The sequence below is a fragment of the Actinoalloteichus spitiensis RMV-1378 genome, from assembly GCF_000239155.1.
GTDB classification, from domain to species: domain Bacteria; phylum Actinomycetota; class Actinomycetes; order Mycobacteriales; family Pseudonocardiaceae; genus Actinoalloteichus_B; species Actinoalloteichus_B spitiensis.
The window spans coordinates 1-18,583 of the sequence record NZ_AGVX02000122.1; the positions used below are offsets into that span (position 1 = coordinate 1).

General features: G+C 72.0%; 11 protein-coding genes and 1 pseudogene. 5 read left to right on the plus strand and 7 right to left on the minus strand.

What is annotated here, in order from left to right:
* Positions 1-1,104 (plus strand): annotated as a pseudogene (locus tag ACTIDRAF_RS33395) (hypothetical protein); the annotation flags it as partial.
* Between the two features lie 274 nt (positions 1,105-1,378).
* Positions 1,379-2,359: a hypothetical protein gene (locus ACTIDRAF_RS0206365; RefSeq protein ID WP_016697884.1), complete on the plus strand. Its 981-nt coding sequence runs from the start codon at positions 1,379-1,381 to the stop codon at positions 2,357-2,359.
* Between the two features lie 369 nt (positions 2,360-2,728).
* On the opposite strand, the gene ACTIDRAF_RS0206370 is transcribed toward ACTIDRAF_RS0206365, so the two are convergent.
* Complete coding sequence (locus ACTIDRAF_RS0206370; protein WP_083886129.1) at positions 2,729-5,626, minus strand: AAA family ATPase; 2,898 nt, start codon at positions 5,624-5,626, stop codon at positions 2,729-2,731.
* A gap of 243 nt (positions 5,627-5,869) precedes the next feature.
* On the opposite strand from ACTIDRAF_RS0206370, the gene ACTIDRAF_RS0206375 reads away from it, so the two are divergent.
* Together ACTIDRAF_RS0206375 and ACTIDRAF_RS0206380 are read left to right on the plus strand one after the other, a co-directional pair.
* Positions 5,870-8,752 carry an AAA family ATPase gene (locus ACTIDRAF_RS0206375; RefSeq protein ID WP_169533956.1) on the plus strand — a complete coding sequence of 961 codons (2,883 nt, stop codon included), beginning with the start codon at positions 5,870-5,872 and terminating at the stop codon, positions 8,750-8,752.
* Entirely contained in the window at positions 8,749-11,199 is a 2,451-nt protein-coding gene (locus tag ACTIDRAF_RS0206380) for a right-handed parallel beta-helix repeat-containing protein (RefSeq protein WP_016697887.1), read from the plus strand. The genes ACTIDRAF_RS0206375 and ACTIDRAF_RS0206380 overlap by 4 nt, the downstream gene beginning before the upstream one ends.
* Here the strand turns inward: ACTIDRAF_RS0206380 and ACTIDRAF_RS0206385 are convergent.
* Genes ACTIDRAF_RS0206385 through ACTIDRAF_RS0206395 form a run of 3 tightly spaced genes read right to left on the minus strand, consistent with a single transcriptional unit; the run spans position 11,192 to position 13,289 of the window.
* Entirely contained in the window at positions 11,192-11,989 is a 798-nt protein-coding gene (locus ACTIDRAF_RS0206385) for an ABC transporter permease (protein WP_016697888.1), read from the minus strand. The two genes, ACTIDRAF_RS0206380 and ACTIDRAF_RS0206385, sit on opposite strands and share 8 nt — an antisense overlap.
* Positions 11,986-12,921, minus strand: a complete 936-nt coding sequence (locus ACTIDRAF_RS0206390; RefSeq protein ID WP_016697889.1) for an ABC transporter ATP-binding protein — start codon at positions 12,919-12,921, stop codon at positions 11,986-11,988. The genes ACTIDRAF_RS0206385 and ACTIDRAF_RS0206390 overlap by 4 nt, the downstream gene beginning before the upstream one ends.
* On the minus strand, positions 12,918-13,289 hold the full coding sequence (locus tag ACTIDRAF_RS0206395; RefSeq protein ID WP_016697890.1) for a hypothetical protein: 372 nt from the start codon (positions 13,287-13,289) through the stop codon (positions 12,918-12,920). The genes ACTIDRAF_RS0206390 and ACTIDRAF_RS0206395 overlap by 4 nt, the downstream gene beginning before the upstream one ends.
* Before the next feature lie 469 nt (positions 13,290-13,758).
* On the opposite strand from ACTIDRAF_RS0206395, the gene ACTIDRAF_RS0206400 reads away from it, so the two are divergent.
* Positions 13,759-14,163: a GntR family transcriptional regulator gene (locus tag ACTIDRAF_RS0206400; protein WP_016697891.1), complete on the plus strand. Its 405-nt coding sequence runs from the start codon at positions 13,759-13,761 to the stop codon at positions 14,161-14,163.
* 229 nt (positions 14,164-14,392) lie between these two features.
* On the opposite strand, the gene ACTIDRAF_RS0206405 is transcribed toward ACTIDRAF_RS0206400, so the two are convergent.
* The 3 genes from ACTIDRAF_RS0206405 to ACTIDRAF_RS0206415 form a co-directional block, all read right to left on the minus strand.
* Complete coding sequence (locus tag ACTIDRAF_RS0206405; protein WP_016697892.1) at positions 14,393-15,646, minus strand: cation:proton antiporter; 1,254 nt, start codon at positions 15,644-15,646, stop codon at positions 14,393-14,395.
* Between the two features lie 126 nt (positions 15,647-15,772).
* Positions 15,773-16,330, minus strand: a complete 558-nt coding sequence (locus ACTIDRAF_RS0206410; protein WP_016697893.1) for a flavin reductase family protein — start codon at positions 16,328-16,330, stop codon at positions 15,773-15,775.
* A gap of 51 nt (positions 16,331-16,381) precedes the next feature.
* Positions 16,382-17,929 (minus strand): tryptophan halogenase family protein, encoded by a 1,548-nt coding sequence (locus tag ACTIDRAF_RS0206415; RefSeq protein WP_016697894.1) that lies wholly within the window; start codon positions 17,927-17,929, stop codon positions 16,382-16,384.
* Between the last annotated feature and the right edge of the window lie 654 nt (positions 17,930-18,583).

Consider the following 18,583-nt stretch of genomic DNA (forward strand, 5'->3'; position numbering starts at 1 on the left):
GTGGTCGAGCCGCCGGCGACCGCCCCCGAGTCGGAGGTGACGGTCCAGCCGGAGCCGGCGGGGGCGACCAAGACGACCGTGCGGCCGAAGGAGACCAGCCAGCCAGCTGCGCAACCGGGGGCCGACCAGGCGGAGACGACAGGTCAGCAGGCGACACCGGCCGGCGAGCCGGAGGTGCCCGCCGGCGTCCAGCAGGCGCCCACCGCGCCCCCGCCGCCGCTCACGGTGGTGGAGGACCTCGCGGCATTCCTGAACCCGGAGCCGGCGCCCCAGGCGGTCCCGGCGGGGAGCCAACCGTCGAGCGTCGACGCCAGCGCCCAGTGGAACGGCCAGACCACGCCCGCTCCGGTGGACACCTCGCCGACCGCCAGCCCGCAGCCGGCGGCGCCCTCGGCCGCGAGCACGACCGCCGTTGCCCAGGCGGCCGTGTCCGACCCGGCGGTGTCGCCGGCCAGCACGCCACCGCTCGCGTCGCCGGCACAGCAGGCCCCGGTTGACGGCGCGGGGGAAACCGGCGCTCCAGCGCAGCTGGTCGTCGGCTACGACGACCAGCTTCCCCCCAACCCGACGCTCTACGCCGACCTCAGCCAGGACTTCGGGCACCAGGACAGCAACGTTCGGTACTGGGTGGGGAGCCCCCCAGCGGACAGCGCCAGCTTCCTGCCCATCGAACAGTTCTGCGCGGTGCTCGCGACCCGGTGGCTGAACACCGCCACCCCGGCGTCCGCGCCGAACCAGCGGTTCACCGACCTCGACGAGGGCGAACGCAGACAGGCGGTGGACGCCCTGATCGCGTGGAACGGGGAGACCGACGGCCAGAACGCCCAGGTCGAGTGGGCTCATGAGCAGCTCGACCCCGAGGGCTCGCGACGACCGAGTTCGGAAGAGCTGCTGAACCTGCTCCAGGCCGAGGAGCTCCGCACAGGAGACCGGATCTGGCTGGGGACGGGGAATCACGTGACCGCCGTGGTGATGACCTCACCAACAGAGGGGTACTTCTACGAACCCAACACCGGCGAGGTGGAGCTGTTGTCCACCGAAGGGCTGAGGTACCGCTTCCGGAGGAACACGGCTTTCGTGCTCGCGCCGCCGAGGAGCCCGTGAGCGCGGCCCGAGTCGTGAACACGCCCCAGTACGGGTCGGCGAGTGGACTTCCGGGAGGAGCACCCTCCCGGTTCGGGGGCGGGGACGGGCCCCCGAACGGCGGAGCGCTCGCGCGGCCCGTGACCAAGCCGGCTCCGGTGTCCCGGCGCCGGGCACACTCGTCGCCGCCAGCGGCGCACACCTCCCGGCCCGGTGACGTGGACGGCCGCGTGGCGGCCGTGGCCAGTCCGCGCCCACCAGTCCGACCACGACCACCGCACGAAAGGAGAACGGGATGCTGTCCCCCCACGAGGCGCTGTTGAGGCTGGCGCCCCTGCTGCCCGAGGACATCCTCTGGCAGAGCAGGCGTTGGCTGGCCGCCGGTCACTGGGAGTTGGCCGGGCGGGCGGTGGTGACGAGCCTGGCCGATCACGGCATCGACGTTCCCGTCGGGCTGCGTGAGGTGCTGGCGACCGCCGGGGGCGCGACCACCCCCCTGCTGTCCCTGCTCCACGACGACGACTCGGGGGACGCACCTGCCTGGGAGTTCGTTGACGAGCGGGCCCGCGACGTCCTGGTGCCGGTGGCCGCGTCGGCCGTCGTCACCGAGGTCCTCTCCACGACACCGGGAGAACACACCGCCTGGCAGGTGTGGCGGGTCGGCACCGTCGAGGTGCCCGGCATCCCGCCACGACTCGTGCACCTCGTGGAGACCACCGCCACCATGGACGGCGCAGCGGAGCTGGCCAGCAGGCTCGGTGACGCGTTGGTCGACGTCGGCCTCGTGAGCCCGGCGGTGGAGGTCTTCTCACCCGAGACCAGTCTCCCCGACTACCAGACCCTGGCGCTGATCAGCGGTCGTGAGGTGTTCGCGTCGCAGCCACCACCGGTTCCGAGGCTGGCGGAACTGGACGAGGAGCGGGTGCTCCTCTTCGACCCCGCCGACGCCGTCGCCGAGGCGGACCGGGACGGGGAACTGGGCTACCTCGCCGGTGGTCACCCCCTGGTGGAGAGCGCCCTGCCCGGCTACGACCTGCTCGACGACTCGGTCGGCCGGGTCGTGCCCGGTGGCCTGCTCACCGACGGGATCTGGGTGTGGCCGGCGGCCCTCGGCTACTACCTCGACCGGTACGGCGTGCCGATCCCCGCCGAGCTCAGCGAGCACATCAGGGCGGCGGAGGCCCGGCCACTCGTGCCGTCCCGCCGCGAGTGGTTGGCCACCGTCGCCCTCGTGCTGGACGCCCAACAGGAGGGCGCCACTCCCGCAGCCGGGTAGACCGGGCCGGCCAGACCGGCCGAGCGCGGGGTGGCGCCGACCGGGACCGCCCGGGGATGCGGTCGGCTGGAGGCGTTCGTCCGCACGGCCCGGCCACGCCACGCGGAGCCAGGAGCGACAGGGACCACCCACCCCGGAGGTCGGCGGCGGGCACCGCCGGCGACACCCGCGCGTCCGGCGCCCGACGGCCCGTCGAGGGACCGGCAGGCCCCGGGTTCTCGGTTCCCGGGATGCCGGGGGCGGAGCTCCAGCGGCGCCCGGACGCGTACCGTGACGGGCCGAACCCGTACCGGGCACACCGAGGTGGTGCGGCGGGCACGGCCGCCCCGGATTCGGCGGTTGGACCCGGCGGCACCGGCGGCGCCCCGTTCACGGGTACTCGCCGGTCAACATGGCCGCGGCGAGGTCCACCCTGGACCCGTAGCCGCCCTTGGCGAACAGGCGGGTCAGCCGCCCTTCGACGCTCTTCTCACTGGTCTGGAGAGCCGTCGCCAGCTCCCGGTTGCTCAGCCCCTCGGTCACCAGCACCGCCAGCAACAGTTCGTTCTCGGCGGTCGTCGCGGTGCGTCCCGGAACCGGCAGGTTGTGCGCCCGCATCAGGTTCCGGGTCCTGGCCCGCCACAGCAGGGCATCCAGCTCGCCGAACAGCTGGTAGGCCTCGGGTAACAGCTCGTCGGGCCGGTACCCCAACGACGACGCCAGCAGTGCCGTGCCCGCGATCTCCGAGGGCTGCGCGCGGTCCCGGGCCAGTTCGACCGCCGCCGCCGCCGCGTCCAGGTCGCGGTGGACCAGCGCCTGGCTGCGCAGCAGCAGGAGTTCGGTGCGCCCGGTCTCCATTCGGCGCGCCACGGAGGCGATCGCCGCGAGATGGGCGGTGGCCTCCTCGACCCGGCCCTCGGCCGCGGCGATCTCCGCCAGCTCCGCCCAGAGCTCGTCGGTTCCGAGGACGAACCCGGTGGCAGCCGCCCGGTCCAGTCCCCTGCGCAGCGCCGTACTCGCACCCGCACCATCACCCAACAGACGCCGAATGCGAGCCTGGGCCAGGTCGAGCAGGTAGTCGGCCTGCACGGCCTGCTCCCGCGCCGCCTCGGCGAGCTCGTTCGCCCGGGCCAGCCGACCCCGGGCGGCGAGGATCTTCACCGCGTCCCGGTACATGATCGTCGGGCCCGGCGGCCTGGCCACCGTGTTCCCGGCCGCCATGCTGCGGCGGGCGACGTCCATTGCGGCCATCCAGTCCCCGCGCATCTGGTGGATCATGAACTGGTCGGCGGTCAACAGCTGGTGCACCTGGATGTCCTCCGAGGACAGCAGCTCCAGGGTCCGGGTGAGCTCTCCCATCGCCAGCAGCATGCTGGCCTGGTAGCGCAGCCGCTCGAAGCGGAGCTGCGGCACGTCCTGGCCGCGCCAGCGGGAGGGGTCGGCGAGGAACTCCCGGAACTCGGCCGGTTCGCCCTGCCAGATCGCCGCCCCCGCGCCCAGGATGTGCGCGAGGTCGGCGGAGGCGGGTTCCCCCGACCAACTGTCCCTGGTGGCCGTCAACAGGGCGCGCCCCTCGGCGTACCGCTGCAACTGGAACAGCGCCGCCGCTCGGGACACGGCGTGCTGCCCCGGGCCCCCGGGCAGCACGGTCCGTTCGCCGTCGGCGATCCCCCGCAGCAGCCGGGTGTCCCCCTTCGCCCCCTGGCAGGTCACGTAGATGACCCCGAGTTCCTGTCGCGCGGACTCGGGGACGTAGGGGGCGTGCCGGGTGATCAGCTCCTCCGCGCTGTCCGCCGCGTCGGTGGGACGCTCGTGGATGGCGCAGGCCGCGCAGTGCCCCACGAGGGTCATCGCCCGTCGGGTCGGGTCGGTGATCAGGTCAGCCGCCGCCCGCAGCCAGCGCGCGGAGCGGAGACCGTGGGTGAACAGGGTGGTGCCGCCCCGGGCGGTCAACTCGGCGGCGGCCCGTTCGGGGTCGACCAGGCCACCCGCCTCGACCAGCAGGTCGGCCACGGCGTCCTGGTCCAGGCTCGTCGACGCTCCCTCCCACACCCTGGTGACGGCGAGCGCGGACAGCCGCCGGCGCTGGTACGGGCCCAGGCCGGCGCGCAAGGCCTCCCGGACCGCCGGCAGGCGGAAACGCCAGCCGTGCCGGGTGCCCACCAGCACCCTGCGTCGGCGCAGCAGGTCGAGAGCACCGCGCACCGTCGGAGCCGGCTGGGCCAAGGCCTCGCTGAGGACCCTCACGACGCCCGCTCCGAGGGGAGCAAGGACAGCGAGCGCCTCGGCCACCGACCTGGCCAGGGCCCCGGCCTCGTGGACCGGTGCGAGCAGCGGGCTCCTCCTGGGGAACCGGGGTGGCTCGAACTGGGGAACCAGGTAGGCGTGGCGGTCGACGATCCGCAACGCGCCCGCCTCGGACAGCCCCTGCACGGCCCACCGCAGCGCCGTGGGATTCCCCCGGGACAGCGAACGGAGTTCCCTCGTGAGGACCGGGTCCGGTCGTGCCTGGAGCCACTCGGTGAGCAGCCGGTGGTCCTGGTCGCGGGTCAGGGGACGCAGCAGCGTGGACGAGAGCAGCCCGTCTCCGGTCATGCGGGCGACGACCGCGGCCTCCTGCTCGTCGAGGGGGCCTGCTGGGTCCGGCGCGCCGTCGACGCGGGCGGAGAGGACGATGTGGCACCCGGTGCCCAGCAGCCTCCTCGCCAACGGTTCCACCACGCGTCTGCTGTCGGTGTCCAGCCACTGCGCGTCGTCGACGAGGATCACCAGCGGGGCATGCGCGCGCAACACCTGGGCGAGGGCCGCCGCCAGCCGCGCGTCGGTCTCCGGCGCCCGCTGGCGCGGGGGCACCGAGCTGACCCGGGCGACCAGGTCGAGCAGCGCCCCCCGCGGGGTGGCGGGCCCGGCCGGCCCGGTGGGCGGCTCCGGGACCGGCGGCAGGCAGGTGAGCAGCCGGTAGACGGCGCGGTACCGGGTCCCCCCGTCGTCCCGGCTGGCCGACAGCGAGAGGGTCCGGACCCCCGAGGAGCGCAACCTGCCGCGCAGGGCGCGCAACAGGGACGTCCGGCCGGCACCGGCCTCGCCCAGCAACCGCGCGACAGGGGGGCTGTCGAGGCGGGCGCACTCCGTAACGAGGCGGTCGATGACCTCGTTCCTGCCAACCAGCGGCGGGGGTGCGGGATGCGCGGGGGTGGTTGCGTGCACGAGTGGCGCGAGGTTCACCGGGTGCCTTTCCTGGCGGTCGAGCGCGTCGCCCTGCGGTGACACGACAACGGGAAGCGCCACGGTGCGCTCCGGACGGAGGGGGACGGCCGTTCGGCCGTCGGCCGGACGACGAAAACGGACATGCGGAGGAGATCCCTCGAATTAGCGCCGAGGGGAACCCCGCATCCCCCGAAGGGGGACTGGTGCGTTAGGAACGGGTGGCGGTAGATGGCCGCGTTGGCCCGGCAGCCCGCGCGAAGCCCATCACCGGAGGCGATCGAGGTGATTGGTGAGAGAAGGCTTATGGGTCGGAGAGTCGCGACCGTGATCGGAAGAAGGCGCCACCTGCAGGTCCTGACCGGGCTGATGGACACCACCGGGAACATCGGGTCGTTGCTGCTGCTCCGCGGTGACACCGGCGCTGGCAAGACCAGCCTCGTCGGGACCGCCCGCCGGGTGTGGACGAGACAGGGGGCACGCGTGCTCACGGTCGACACAGACCAGCCCAGCCAGCCGCTCACCTTGGACCTCGTGATCGAATCCCTACGTGACCAGCTGGATCATGTCACAGACCCCGAGTTCGCCGAGCGGGTAGCGGTAGCGGCCCAGATGCGTGACCGGCTCCGCCATTCGACGGAGCCGCAGCTGTTGGCGCTGGTCCACACGATCAGCGTCGCGCTGAGCCGGCTCGTCGCGATCCAGCGGACCGTGCTGGTGATCGACGACGCGGACCGGGTGAGTTCGATCACCAGGCCCGCGTTCGCCCTGCTCCTCCAGAACGCCAGGGCCGCCGGCTGCGCCGTCGTCGTCACCACCGGCTTCCGCCGCGCCGGATGTTCCTTCCTCCACCAGCTCGTGGACACCGCCGACGACGTCCTGGACGTGGAGCCGCTGGACGGGGAGGACGCCCACCAGCTGTTGGCCCGGGCGCTCCCCGTGGACAACGCCGCCATCGATCCCGGTCTGGAGGGGGCGCTGCGCGCCGCGCTGGGCGGCCTCTACGGCAACCCGGGGACCGTGCTGACCACCGTGCGTTCGCTCGCCGAACAGGGGCGACTGCGGGTGATCGACGAGCACCTCTGCCTGGTGCGCCCCGAGGAGACCATCCGCCTCGACGAGGACCACGAACTGACCGCCCGAGTGCGCGCCGCCGGGCCGGACGCCGAGTCGCTCGCGGCCACCGCGGCCACCGTTCCCGGCCTGCGCGTGGACGACCTCCCGGTGATCAGTGAGGTCATCGGCGCCGACCTCGACTCGGCGGGGCACGCGCTGGACCGCCTCGTCGGCGACGGTGTGCTGCGGTTGGACGCCGCGGGCCGGCTGGCCTTCCCCGTACCGGCGCTCGCGGCCACGCTGCGCTCGCGTGGCGGCCCCGAGGCAGCCCGGGACCGGCACCGGTCCTTCGCGGAGGTCCTCCGCCGCCGGTCCCGGCGTGGCGTCGCCGTCGACCGCGCGAGACTGGCCGACCACGTCGCCGCGGCCGGCCCGGTGCTGCCGTGGCCCGACGCGGCAGACCTGTTGGTGACCGAGGCGGACTCCCGGCGGAACAGCCAGCCGCTGTCCGCGATGACGTGGTACGCGGCCGCGCTGGAGCGGCTCACCGCCACCGACCCCCGGTGGTGGCACGTCTTCCGGTGGGTGACGCGCCTCCAGTTCGGACTCGGCCGCTACCAGGAGCTCTCCGCCACGACCCGGGCGGCGGTGCCCATGCTCCGCGCCCTCGCGGGACCCGACACCGGGCGAGGTGACCGGGTGGCCGCCCCGGGCCCCGCCGACGACCTCTTCGACATCTCGATCCGGTGGCTCTTCGCCGCCATGCAGCAGCAGCGCGCTCACGAGGTGGACGAGGTGCTGGGCCTGTTGGAGGAGGTGTGGGGTGACACCTCCTGGGGGCCGCGCATCGCCAAGTCCTGCGCCCTGATGCTGCGTGGCCGGCTCCACGCCGCCGTCGCGGTCGAACGGCGGGCCCTGCGCACCAGCGGGGAACTCGCCGGGGACCACGGGACCGGGGAGCTCGTCGTCACCGGGCTCGAGGCGATGGCGTTGACGACCGCGTTGGCCGGTGACCGCCGCTCCTACGAGTGGGCGTGGAGCCGGCTGCGGGAGGACAGGGCAGCGGACGGTCAGGACGTGCCGACCCGGGACCAGCTGCGGGACGCCGCCCTCCTCGTCGACTACGCCACGGCCTTCGGTCTCGTCCTCGGCGACCGGTACGCGCCACCGGTCGACGGACCGCTGCCCGGCTACCAACTGCTCATCGCCCACTACCACTCCGGGGACTGGGACAGGGCGTTGTCGCTGGCGAGGAGCCTGGAGGCGGCGGCGGACGGCGAGGACACCCCACCGCTGCACCTCGTTCGCGTGTTCGCCGCCGAGATGTGCTCCGAACGCGGCGAGTTCGACCGCGCCTGGGCCTGGCTGGAACGGATTCCCGCCACGACGGTCTGCGGCCACTACCTCGCCTGGGTCCGGTGCGGTCTCCTGCACCGGACGGGGGACGTCGTCGCCGCCGACGTCATCGGGTGGCAGAACTACCACCGCCACCGCCAGGCGGGATACCTGGCGCTGGCGCCGCTGCTCACCCGGCTGACCGACCAGGCCAGCCGCCAGGGCGACGAGGACGGTGCCCGGCGCGGGCTGGCCGAGCTGGAACGGCTCGACGACGAGGTGGGCTCGCCCGGCACGAGGCAGTCGGTGCTCCTGATGCGCGGCCTGGTGGAGGGCGACGTCGCGGCCCTCGACGAGGGACTGCGGATGGCGCGCGCCCGGGGCGACCAGCCGTCGGTGGCCCGGGCGCTGCTCATCAAGGCGGGCGTGGCGCCCGACCAGCGCCAGTGGCTGCGGGAGTTCCACCAGGTCTGCGAGCGGCTGCACGGCGACGGCGGCCGAGGCCACCTGATCGAGCTGATGCGCGGCATGGGGTTGTCCCCGGTACGGGTCCGCACCCGCCGCCCCGACTTCTCCGACCTCGAACTGCGCATCATCGACCTCGTCAGCGACGGTCGGACCAACCGGCAGATCGCGGTGACCGTCGGGGTCAGCGAGAAGACGGTGGAAAGCCGGCTGACCCGGTTGTTCTCCCGCACCGGGTGCCGGTCCCGCACCGAACTGGCGGCCGCCAGGATCGAGGGACGCCTTTCCGGCGGCTCCGATCCCCGCACCGACCACCCGTCCACACCACGGCTTGGAGAGGCAGTACCCACATGACCGGGCAGCTCATCAGCGTCTCGGCGGTCGAGCCCGGACAGCACCGGTCGCTCGCCGGTGCCCTGGCCACCGCGCCCGACGGCGCCGTCATCAGCGTCGGACCCGGCCGGTACGCGGAGGCACTGGTCATCACCCGGCAGGTGACCATCACCGCCGAGGACGGCCCCGGCACCGTGGAGATCGTCGCCGAGTCGGGGACACCGCTGAACCTGCTGGCCCCGGTCACCCTCTCCGGTCTCACCATCCGCTCCCAGGACCAGGAGGCTCCCGCGCTCATCAGCCAGGAGGGGCGGAGCACGATCACGGAGTGCGAGATCGGCGCCCAGGGGTGGGCGGCCCTGGTGGCGCACGAGCGAGGTGCCGTGAACGTGGCGGACAGCCGGGTGACCAACCCCGGCGGCGCCGGAGTGGTCATCACCGCCTCCGTGCGCAGCCAACTGCGCCAGTGCCGTTTCGAGGACCTGGGCACCTCGGCCGTCGTCGTCGCCCAACGCGGGCGGCTCTCCGTGTCCGGATGCCACATCGCCCGGGTGGCCGGCAACGGCGTGTGCCTCAACGGCGACGCCAGCGTCGCCGTCACCGACACGGTGATCGCCGGCGCCGCCAAACCGGCGGTCGCCGTCGAGGAGGGGGCCAACGCGGACCTGCGCCGGGTCACCGTTCGCGAGTCCGAGGGCGTCGGCTTCTACCTGGCGACCACCGGCTCCGTCAGCGTGGAGGACTGCCAGGCCGAGCGCGCCGCCGAAGGTCTGCTCGTCTCCCAGCGCACCACCGCCACCCTCAACCAGTTCCGGGTGTCCCACGCCCGCGAGCACGGCCTCCGCGCCACCGGGCAGTCAACCCTGACGGTGCGGGGCTGCGTCGTCACCGACGTGGGCGGCGCCGGGGTGCTGCTCACGGACGGCTCCACCCTGGACGCCGAGGAACTCGTGGTGTCCACCCCGGCGGGCGCCGGGGTCACCGTGCACGCCGAGGGCACCACGGCGAGCCTGACCCGGCTGAGGGTGCGGGACTCCGGCGGCAACGCCGTCGAGGTGGTCGAGGGCGCCACCGCCGAGCTCACCCGCATGGAGGTCGAACGCTGCGGCGCCGCGGCCGTCCTCGTCGCGGAGAACGCGAAGGTGGGCGTCGACGGCGGGAGCGTGCAGGGCGCCAGGACCTCCGGGCTGGCCGTCACCAAGGGCGGCACCGCCGCGTTCACGGGCTGCGACGTCTACGGGTCCGGCGGCGACGGCGTGTTCGTCGGCAAGGGCGGACGGGTGGTGATGAGCGGCTCCCGCAGCCGGGGCAGCGGCGGCCACGGCGTGCAGGTCACCGCCGAGGGCAGCGCGGAACTGGCCGGTTGCGAGTTCGCCGACAACGGCAGCGACGGCGTCCACGTCCAGACCGCCGAACCCGTCACGGTCCGGGACTGCGTCACCCGGGGCAACACCGGCGCCGGGCTCCGCCGCTTGCTGGCCGACGCGCAGCTCACGGTGACCGCCCTGACCAGCGAGCGCAACGGGTTCCCCGACGCCTACCTGACGGCGGGGGAGGGCGGCGCGACCGCTCCGGCGCCCGGGGCCGCCAGCCAGCCGGCCCGTGCCCAGGCGGGCAACGGGAACGGGGACGACAGCCTGAGCGCCCCGCTCGCCGAACTCCACGGCCTGGTCGGGTTGGAGGGCGTCAAGCGGGACGTGACCGGCCTGGTCAACCTGAACCGGATGGCGAAACGCCGGCAGGAGGCGGGACTCTCGGTTCCCCCGATGAGCCGGCACCTCGTCTTCGCCGGGGCCCCGGGAACCGGCAAGACCACGGTGGGCCGGCTCTACGGCGCGATCCTCGCCGAACTCGGGGTGCTCACCTCGGGCCATCTCGTCGAGGTCGCCAGGGCCGACCTGGTCGCACAGATCATCGGTGGCACGGCGATCAAGACGACCGAGGCGTTCACCAAGGCGCTGGGCGGTGTCCTCTTCATCGACGAGGCCTACACGCTCAGCGCGCAGAGCGGCGGAACCGGCCCGGACTTCGGCCGCGAGGCCATCGACACCATCGTGAAGCTGATGGAGGACCACCGCAGCGAGGTCGTCGTCATCGTCGCCGGCTACTCGAAGGAGATGCGGGAGTTCCTCGCCTCCAACCCCGGGTTGGAGTCCCGGTTCACCCGCACCATCGAGTTCGAGAACTACAACGCCGACGAGATGGTCACGATCATCCGCCAGCAGTGCGAACGGCACGACTACCAGCTCGACCACGACGCGGCGGTGATGCTCCGCGACTACTTCGAGGTGCTGCCCAAGGACGCCACCTTCGGCAACGGCCGTACCGCACGCAAGACCTTCGAGCACATGGTGGACCGGCAGGCTTCCCGGTTGGCGGTCACGTCGGACGCCTCGACCTCCGACCTGACCAAGCTGACCGTGGCGGACCTGGACTTCCTGAAGCCTGCCGGTCAGCCCGTTACGTGACGTCCCGCCGCAGCGGCACCGCGACCGCGAGGGCGGCCGCGACGACCGCGTACCCGGCGAGCACGAGCGCACCCAGTGGCGCGGACAGCAGGGTGCTGGACGAGCCGCTGGTCTGCTCGGCGATGGCGTCGGCGAGGTAGGTGAACCCGGTCAGCGACGCCGTCGCCCCACCCGGGAGGTAGGGGTAGACGGCGTTGATGCCGGGTACCGCCAGCAGCACCAGCTCCACCATGTAGAGGTAGCCGACCACGGCGGCCAACGCCGCGATCTGGTTGCGGATGAGCGCGCCGAACCCGACTCCGATGACCATGAACGCGGCCATCGCCAACGCCAGGCGAACCAGCAGCTCCGCCACCGTCGCACCCGGGAGCCCGAGGGTGATGTCCCGTGCCGCCGCCCCGCCGTACAGCGCCGCACCGGCCGTGCCCGCCACGATCGCGCCGTAGCAGAGCCCGGCGACCGCGAAGGTGATCAGCTTCGCCACCAGGACCCGCCACCGACGGGGTTCGAACAGGAAGGTGAAGGAGATGGTGCGGTGCCGGTACTCGGAGGTCACGGCGAGCGTGCCGAGCGCTGCCGGTACGAACACGGTGAAGGACAACATGCCGAGGAGGCTGCGGACCCCCTCCTCGGTGTCCAGCCCCGGCATCGGGGGATCGAAGTTCTCCGGCCCCAACAGGGTCAACCCGCCGATCATGACGCCGCCGCAGACGAGGGCGCCGATGAGTGCTCCGAGCCAGAGCCGCGAGGACAGCAGACGCGTGGTTTCCGCGATGATCAGCCGGTTCACCGGACACTCTCCCTGGGGTCCGAGGTCAGTCGCAGGAAGACCTGTTCGAGGGTGGATCGTTCTGGTGTCAACTCGTGCACCCGGAGCCGGTGTTCCGCGGCGAGGTCCGCGATCTGGGCGGTGGTGAGTCCCTCGACCCGGAGCGCACCGGCTTCGAGCCGCTCGACCGAGGTGGCGCGCGTCCCCTGGACGGATTCCGCGCGCAACGCCTCGGCAAGGCGTTCGTCGTCCGGTGAGCGGACGACGACGGCCGCCACCGCGGCCGAGGACAGTTCGGCCATGGTTCCGGAGGCCACCAGTTCCCCCCGGCGCACCACGACGACGTCCTCCACGACCTGTTCGACCTCGCTGAGCACGTGGCTCGACACCAGGACGGTGCGCCCCTGGTCGGCGAGGCCCTTCAGGAAGGAGCGCAACCAGGCGATGCCCTCCGGGTCGAGCCCGTTGCTGGGCTCGTCCAGCAGCAGCACTCGCGCGTCCCCGAGGAGCGCCGTGGCCAGGTTCAACCGCTGCCGCATGCCCGTGGAGAAGCCCCGCGTCTTCCTGCCGGCGAACTCGCTGATGCCCAGTTGGTGGATGACCTCGTCGACCCGGCTGAGCGGGTAGCCACCCATGCGGCAGTACACGGCGAGGTGGTCGCGGGCGACGTGGCCCGGGTGGAAGCTGGACGAGTCGAGGACCGCGCCAACGGTGCGGGAAGGGTGCGGCAGGTCCGCGTAGGGGCGGCCACCGATGGTCGCGGTGCCCGAGGTCGGCGTGACCAGGCCGAGGATCATCCTCATGGTGGTCGTCTTCCCGGCCCCGTTCGGGCCGAGGAAGCCGGTGACCACACCCGGTTCGACCGTGAAGCTCAGGTCGTTGACCGCCGTGACGGAGCCGAAGCGTTTGGTCAGCTTGTCGACCTGGATCCGGAATTCGTCGTGCCTGGTCATCGGGTCGCCCCCCGTCGACGTTCGATGTCGTCGGCGACCGAGGCGGCGTCGGAGATGCTGACCATCACCTCGTCGATCTTCAGGCCGGCGTCGTACTTGTCCAGGATGATCCGCAGCGCCGGGGTGCCCCTGCGGACCGAGACGAGTTGCTGGACCCCGGTCCCGGTTCCCCACAGGCCGACCTTCATCACCCCGGTCACGAACATCCCCGCGCGGCGCGCCCCCTGCGTGGCCAGGGACTTCTCGAGGACCGCGACCTCCTTGACGGCGGAGAGCGGGATCGTCACCTTCTGTCGGGCCACCAGTGGGATCTCGGTGGCGTTGAACCTGACGACGATCTCGTCGTCCGAGACGGTCACGGAAGCCATGCTCGTCTCCTTTCCTGGGTGTGGCGCCGTGACGACGCCTTGTTCGGCGTGGGGTGCGGCGGGGTCAGCGTTCCGGCCCGCCGCCGGGTTGGGGGAGGGGTTCAGCTGATCGCGTGACGGTCGGCAGGTGCTCTTGTTGTCCTGTCCTGGCACCCGCCTCGGCTACCCTTCGTGCGTGGGCGCGTCGTCGGTGGTCGGTGGAGGGTTCGCGTTCCGGTCGTCCCAGGTGAGAGGGGTAGGCCGTGTGGGCCGCGTCCAAGTCCCTCCCGCCGGTGCTGACGGGTGCTGGCCCGCGCGGTGCCGGTGCCGTGCTGTGCCGTGCTGGTGCGGGTTCCGATGTCCAGTGCGGACAAGTCACCTCGGCGCCGACGGTGGCGCCTGTTCCCGCGTCGATCGCCCGGCCTTGTCATGCTCTCCACCCCCAGCTGACTTTTTGTTCTATGAGATGTATACCAGCTAGAGTGATGCTGTGCACCTGAGTATCGACCTTGACAGCGAAGTCCCGATCTACCAGCAGATTCGGGACCGACTGGTGGAGGCCGTCGCCGATGGCCACCTGGGTGAGGGGGCGGCCCTGCCCTCCACGCGACAGCTCGCGAGCGACCTCGCGATCAATTTCCACACGGTCAACAAGGCGTATGACCTGCTCCGACGAGAAGGTGTCATCAGGGTCAACCGCAAGAGCGGGGCGGTCGTCCGGCGGGACAGCCGCTCCGGCCCCGCGGATCCCCAGTTCGTGGAGGAGTGGCAACGGCGACTGCGGACCCTGCTCGCCGAGGCGGAGGTCCTGGGACTGAGCCAGGCCGAGGTGATCGAGCGTTGTTCCACCGTGCAGCGGTCCTTCGGACAGGCCAGGCCGGACACCCCACGGTGAGCTCGGCCGTACCGCACGGCGGGTGGGCACGATCGGGGCGGTGACGCGCACCGGTGCGCCCGAGGCGCGGCCGGGACCGGGGCGGAAGGTGCACGCCCCGACCCGGAGAACGGTGCGGACGGCACGACCGGTACCGCGCGCCTCGACGCCGGCCCGCCGAGATGGCCCGCGTGAACGGACACGCGGCGGCGTTTCCGTGCCCACCGGCGGATCAGACGCCCGCGCGGTGCTAGACCCCGCCCGGCGCGTGGGAATGGCGCCGGGACCGGACCAGGAGTGACAACAGCGGCCCGGTCATCGCGGTCGTCACCACCGCCATGACCACCAGCACCAGGAACAGGCCAGGCGACAGGATGCCGGCCGCGTAACCAGCCTGGAGCACCACGATCTCGGTCAGTCCCCGCGTGTTCATCAGGACCCCGAAGGTGAGCGCATCAGCAGCGGGGAGGCGAGCCAACCGCGCCCCGAGGTACCCGCCGCCGATCTTGCCCAGCAGCGCCAGCCCGACCGCGAGCACGGTGGTACCCACGGGGAAGCCGCTCCCCGGACCGGTGAAGAGGTCCAGACCAGCGACGACGAAGAACACCGGGACAACGGTCCTGCCGGCCGCGGCCAGCCGACCAACGACCCGGTTCCACCCGCCGCCGTGGGGGACCGCGACACCGACGAGGAAGGCACCGACCACCGCGGTGAGCCCCCAATGCTCCAACAGCATCGCCGTCCCCAGCGCCACCAGGGCGAGGAGGACCGAGGACCACGTGGTGAACCGTGCCGCCCACGCCGACGCCCGCCCGGACCTCAACAGCGCCCGGCACCCCAGGGCAGTGGGGATGCCGACGGCCATGATCAGCGTCGACACCAGTGCGCCACTCACCCCGCCCGCGGTCAGTCCGACGGCGACAGCGAGGAGCACCCACGCCACCACGTCGGTGACCACGGACGCCGACAGGGCGAGGTCACCGACCAGGGTGCCGTTCATCCGCCGGTCGACCAGGATCCTGGCCAGTACCGGCACGGCGGTCACCGCCATGGCAGTCGCCACGAACAGCAGGAACGCCGACAGGGGAGCGTCACCCCGGAGGTCGGCGTCACCGGTGGACGACACCCACCAAACCAGCAGCGAACCGGTCACCAACGCGGGGACAAGCGAGCCCGCGGTGGCCCACCCCACCGAGCCGGCCCGCAGTCCCCCTTCCTTCCTGCCCAGTTCGTGGACGATGCTGACCAGGAACAGCACCAGTCCAACCGTTCCGACCAGGTGCAGCACCTCCGCCACCGGACCCGGTAGCACGAGGTCGACGGCCCCCTGTCCCGCTACGGCGCCGATCACGGGAACGACCAGCAGACCAGCGGTGATCTCACCGATGACGCTGGGTTGGTGGAGCAGCGCGGCCAACCGGCGACCGAGAGCGGCCAACAGCAGGACCGCCGCCAGCGCGGCCGACACGTGCGACAACCGAACGAGCAGGTCCCAGACCGCCATCGGTAGATCTCCAGTCTCCGTGGAACGGGAACGTGAGCGGCGGGCACGGGGTCACGGCCGCACCGACCACCCCGCACCAGCCCGCGCTGGCCGGCACCGCGGCGTCGGGGCACCGAGGCACGGCGCTCAGGTGGGCCCGGCGAGCACCGGCCAGGCCTCGTACCGGCGCAGACCGTAGAGCAGTGGCCGGCGCTCCGGTTCGCAGTGCACCGCCAGCACGTCACCCAGCACGACGACGTGGTCGCCCACCTGGTGGGTGCTGTGCACCGAGCAGTCCGCCACCGAGTCCGCGTCCCCCACGAGGTGGGGGCCGCCGGAACCGACCCCCACCGCCCAGCGGACCCGGCTGAAGCGGTCCGGGTCCCCTGACGCGAAGAGCTCGGCAACCGGCCGCGCCCTCGCCGACAGGAAGTTCACCGCGAAGGACCCCCGTTCGACCACGGTCGCCAGGGTCGGGCTCGCGGCCCGGAGGCAGACCAGGAGCACCGGAGGGTCGAGGGAGACGCTGCACACGGACGAGCAGGTCATCCCCGCCGGGGATCCCTCGGAGCCGGAGGTGACCACGGCGACCCCGGAGGGGAACCCGGACATCAGGGTCCGGAACGCATCCCTGTCCACCCCCTGCCGCCCGGGCAGGCCGGGCAGGCCGGACGAGGACATCGGCAGCGGCGGCGCGTCAGTCACACTGGGCTCCCTCTCGGCTCGGCTGGCGGCGCCATCTGTCGGCGGCACGGGTCAGTGGATCTGGGCGAAGTACTCGTACTGGCTGGGCAGCCGCTCCACCAGATCCTTGGCCTGGTGCTGGATGAGCCGCATCTCCTTGCGTGCCGCGGTGTCATCCATGTGCGCCAGCGCGGGGGGCGCGCTCAGGGGGATGCCCCCGAGCCCCATCAACATGGAGACGTAGGAGTAGGCCTCGAAGCCGTGGTAGTGCGGGTAGATGTTCTCCGCGTCGGGCAGCTTGGTCCGCCACTGCTCGAGCCGTTCCCCCAGCCCGTCCGGGATGACGCGGGTCTTGGCGTCCCGCCAGTACTCGTTGTCGGCGCGCGCCGCCGCGCGGTAGTGGAGCACCAGGAACTCCCGCACGCCGTCCATCGCGTGGTTCACGGCGCGGTTGAACGAGGTCCGCAGTTGGGGGGACCAGTTCTGGTCAGGGAAGTGCTTGACCAGGTTCTCGATGTTGTTCTGGATGAAGAAGATGCCCGTCGACTCCAACGGCTCGACGAAACCGCTGGAGAGCCCGACCGCGACGCAGTTGTTGACCCACGAGTTGCGGCTGCGGCCGATCCGCATCCGGATGTGGTTCGCCTCCAAGCCCTCGGCCTCCGGCCCGACGAACTCCCGCAGGTTGCGCTCGGCCTCCTCCGGCGAGCAGTAGTCGCTCGCGTACACGTACCCGGTGCCGATCCGGTCGAACAGCGGGATCGTCCAGATCCACCCGGCGTCCATCGCGCTGGCGGTGGTGCAGGGCCGCAGCCCCTTCGTCGCCACGTCCACCGGAACCCTCAACGCCACCGCGCTGTCGTTGGGCAGGGTGTCCTGGTACGACTCGAACGGCTCGCCCATGGCCTTGCCGAGCAGCAGGCTCCGGAAGCCGGTGCAGTCGATGAACAGGTCACCGTGCACGTCACCCCGCTCCTTGGTCCGGACGTGGCTTATCCAGCCCCGCTCGTCGAGCACCACGTCCTCGACGTGGTCCACGACGTGGCGGACTCCCCGGTCCGTGCCGTACTCGGTCAGGTAGTCCGCGAGCAGCGCCGCGTCGAAGTGGTACGCGTACGGGAACTGGGTGCTCTGCTCGGACAACGTGGTGCGGTACATCCGCCCGCCGGACTCCAGGTCCAACTCCGGCTCGAACAGGCGGTGGTCCAGGAACCGGGGGGACTTCTTGGCGTCCGCGAGGGAGGAGACGAGGAAGACGTCCTTGTCGAAGCGATCCGAGACCGGCTCGTGGAGCCACCAGTCGCTGAGGGGGAAGCCGTCCACCACCCGCAGCCGTTCGAACGGGTGGTAGAAGTGGTGGCCCTTCTCCCGCCAGTTCTCGAAGCGGATGCCCAGCTTGTACGTCGCGTTGCACCGGGGCATCCAGTCCGTCTCCCGGAGACCCAGGTAGTCGAAGAACTGCTGAACGGTGCTGAAGGTCGCCTCGCCCACCCCGATCGTGCTGACACGGGGGGATTCGACGACGGTCACGTCGATGCGGTCGGCGAAGGCGGCCTTCAGGTAGGACGCCGACATCCAGCCGGCCGTTCCTCCGCCCACGATCACGACGCTCCTGAGCATCTGCTTGTCCTTTCGTTGTCGGAATCCGTGTTCCTGAGGTCGTCATCCGCCAACGCGCAATTTCGAGGCGGCGCGAGTGATCACTGCTCAATGCGGAACGCGTGCCTGCCCAGGCTTGGGCGGCAGGAGAATCCGAGACGGTCAACCCGTTTCTGTTGGTGGACAGTATTGCCAGGGGTGGTGCGGCCGGCAACCCTGTTGAGTGTGGCTTAAAATGCCGTGGTCACCATGGGATACGTCGCCGCGAGCGAGTGCCGGGGTTCGGCTCCCGAAATTGCTCGAGTGTCGGCTTCCAGTGATCGGAACGTCGCTATCCGTGTCAATTCCCTGGTCGTGCCATCCCTCGCCGAACCGCTTCTGGTCACGTTCGCACCCCGGATGGCGAATTTGTGGAGAAGTGGCGGGAAAGGAGGGGAGTGCGGTGGGAAACCGCCGTGGTGGACCGGTGCCGGCGGCGTTTGCGGGTGGTCGCGGCAGCCGAGGCGCCCACCGGTCGGGCCCCGGGCGAAGGTAGTCCGGGGAGAGCGCGGAGGTCTGTTGGGAAGCGGCCCAGCCGGACACGATCACCCGCGGGTCACGGACCGGAACCGGGCACCGGCCTCCTGGCGCGCACGGGGGGTGTCCCTATGTGGTTGTCAAGCCGCAGCCGGGGCG

Bases quoted from the DNA above. Each gene is read 5' to 3' on its own strand.
- ACTIDRAF_RS0206390 (WP_016697889.1), bottom strand. From the start codon at position 12,921: ATGACCAGGCACGACGAATTCCGGATCCAGGTCGACAAGCTGACCAAA.
- ACTIDRAF_RS0206365 (WP_016697884.1), top strand. From the start codon at position 1,379: ATGCTGTCCCCCCACGAGGCGCTGTTGAGGCTGGCGCCCCTGCTGCCC.
- ACTIDRAF_RS0206380 (WP_016697887.1), top strand. From the start codon at position 8,749: ATGACCGGGCAGCTCATCAGCGTCTCGGCGGTCGAGCCCGGACAGCAC.
- ACTIDRAF_RS0206395 (WP_016697890.1), bottom strand. From the start codon at position 13,289: ATGGCTTCCGTGACCGTCTCGGACGACGAGATCGTCGTCAGGTTCAAC.
- ACTIDRAF_RS0206415 (WP_016697894.1), bottom strand. From the start codon at position 17,929: ATGCTCAGGAGCGTCGTGATCGTGGGCGGAGGAACGGCCGGCTGGATG.
- ACTIDRAF_RS0206405 (WP_016697892.1), bottom strand. From the start codon at position 15,646: ATGGCGGTCTGGGACCTGCTCGTTCGGTTGTCGCACGTGTCGGCCGCG.